The organism is Paraburkholderia sp. 22099, assembly GCF_052045835.1.
In the GTDB taxonomy this organism is placed as follows: domain Bacteria; phylum Pseudomonadota; class Gammaproteobacteria; order Burkholderiales; family Burkholderiaceae; genus Paraburkholderia; species Paraburkholderia terricola.
The window spans coordinates 1-1,801 of the sequence record NZ_JBQEPU010000076.1; the positions used below are offsets into that span (position 1 = coordinate 1).

Sequence of the window (1,801 nt, forward strand, 5' to 3'; positions counted from 1 at the left end):
TCCAGCTTCGCGTGAAATCGCTGTCCAGCTTGCCGTGAAATCCGTGCCCACCTTCGCGTGAAATGCCTGTCCAGCTTGGCGCGAAATCGCTGTCCAGCTTGGTGTGAAATACGCAATCTGGGATATATTCTATGTGATTGGAGCAGTTCTCGTGTGTTGGCTGGCTTGGTGCGCAACGCCGTTTTTGGACTATACGGCCGGTGAAGCTGCCCCTGTATACGCCAATTTGGGTGCTGCCCTAAACCTCGTCTCAAGTGGCGCCCCGTCGTTGAGCGAGACTTACACAGCATTCAGATCGGTTACAGACCCGACGATCTCTGTCTTTGGATTTTCCATTCTTTTCCTCTCGGTTCTATACCTGGTTTTTGCATTTCTCTCGGCGCGTAGCTTTGACGGCGCACTGACTTTTTCAGGTTCCCATGTAGGAATGGCAATTGTGGGTTATGCCCTAGCATGCAATTTCTTTCTCGCTCTGTTTTTACAGCGCTTCGGCTATATAAAAGCAATATTTGTCGCACCGTTTCAACCATTCCTGAACAGCTAGCAGGCGGCAATCAATCAACGGTTAAGGCGCTTTATGGTGGTGAACGTGATACTGTAGGTGTCACGGAAAAACCGTGACACCTGTCAGCCCTCCGACCTGACAGGCCCTTGTAGACAGTGGTTGAGAGCGATTTGGCGGGTAGGTCCCTGATTCGCCACCAGTTGTTAAAAAGCCCTGATTCGTCAGGGCTTTTTCATTTCCGGCGCCGCGCCGGGGGTCCAAGACGGTGGTCCACTCATAACCGAATGAGCCTATGCGCCTTGCATCCCATCTTCGCCGTTCCCGACACGGCGTTTATTGCTTCCACCTCGTCCTCCCCGCCTCTCTTCGAGCCGCCCTCGGCCAAACAGAAATCAAGCGCTCGCTCGGCACAAAAAGCCCGGCGGCCGCGCGCCTGTTGGCTTACCATCTGTCGGCAAAGATGATTTCGATCGTTGAGGAGGCGAAACGCTTGGCTGCGCATTTGACCCTGACCGCATAGACGCGGATTCGATCCGGAAATTGATCGTGGAAGGCTTGCGCATCGGAGCCGATGGTTCCGTCTCAGCCGAGCGCTTGGAAACGACACCAGGGCGAGAAGCCGAAGAATTGTGCGAATTCTCGGACCATGATCGACCGAGCCCGGACGCGGATCGGCCAGCGCATGGCGGGCGAGCCGACGGCTGCGCAACTCGCTGAGCGAGACGAGTTGGCTGCCGCCATAGGACTCGCGCCGCGTGCACCCGCGCCACTCGTCGACGTCCCCCAACGCCTCGACGAGGCGATTGCGGCTTGGCTGTCGCACCTTCTCGCCGGCGGGCTCAACTCGCAAAGCCTACGCAACGGCCCTTGCCGGATTCGCGCATGCCGTCGGCGGCCCGGACGCCATGGTTCATTCGATCGCGCGCGCCCAATGCCTCCGCTACGCCGAAGGGCTTTTGTCGCAGACGACCGGCGGCAAGGCTTTGCATCCCAAGACCGTTCGCTCGCAGATCAACGCCTCAGCGTTGTTTACGAAGTGGGCTGTGGGCAACGGACGACATACCGGCCCCAACCCGCTCGAAGGCGTGGCGCGGCCATCGCCGACGCGCAGCGACGAGGGCGGCGCAGAGGCGTTCACGCTCGACGAGTTGCGGCTAATCTTCGAGCCTGAGGGATATGGGCGGCGACAATGACTACGTCCGGTGTAGCGACATTCATCTTGGCCGGTAGTGAGGAGTCGGAGGCGGCGTAGCCGCCGGAGACGACGAACTGCCGGCGGCGCCGGATCGGCGAGGC

3 protein-coding genes are annotated in these 1,801 nt (G+C 59.1%); all 3 read left to right on the forward strand.

Annotation, left to right across the window (positions count from 1 at the left end):
- The first annotated feature begins 103 nt into the window (after window positions 1-103).
- Window positions 104-544 (forward strand): hypothetical protein, encoded by a 441-nt coding sequence (locus ACTJLC_RS31670; RefSeq protein ID WP_440846400.1) that lies wholly within the window; start codon window positions 104-106, stop codon window positions 542-544.
- Between the two features lie 253 nt (window positions 545-797).
- The gene (locus tag ACTJLC_RS31675; protein WP_440846402.1) at window positions 798-1,025 is read left to right on the forward strand and encodes a DUF6538 domain-containing protein; all 228 of its coding nucleotides are present in this window, start codon (window positions 798-800) and stop codon (window positions 1,023-1,025) included.
- A 385-nt stretch (window positions 1,026-1,410) separates the two neighbouring features.
- A complete protein-coding gene (locus ACTJLC_RS31680; RefSeq protein WP_440846404.1) occupies window positions 1,411-1,698 on the forward strand; it encodes a hypothetical protein in 288 nt (95 codons plus the stop codon).
- The last annotated feature ends 103 nt before the right edge of the window (window positions 1,699-1,801 follow it).

Coding starts and splice junctions, on each gene's coding strand:
- ACTJLC_RS31675 (WP_440846402.1), top strand. CDS start 798: ATGCGCCTTGCATCCCATCTTCGCCGTTCCCGACACGGCGTTTATTGC.
- ACTJLC_RS31680 (WP_440846404.1), top strand. CDS start 1,411: ATGGTTCATTCGATCGCGCGCGCCCAATGCCTCCGCTACGCCGAAGGG.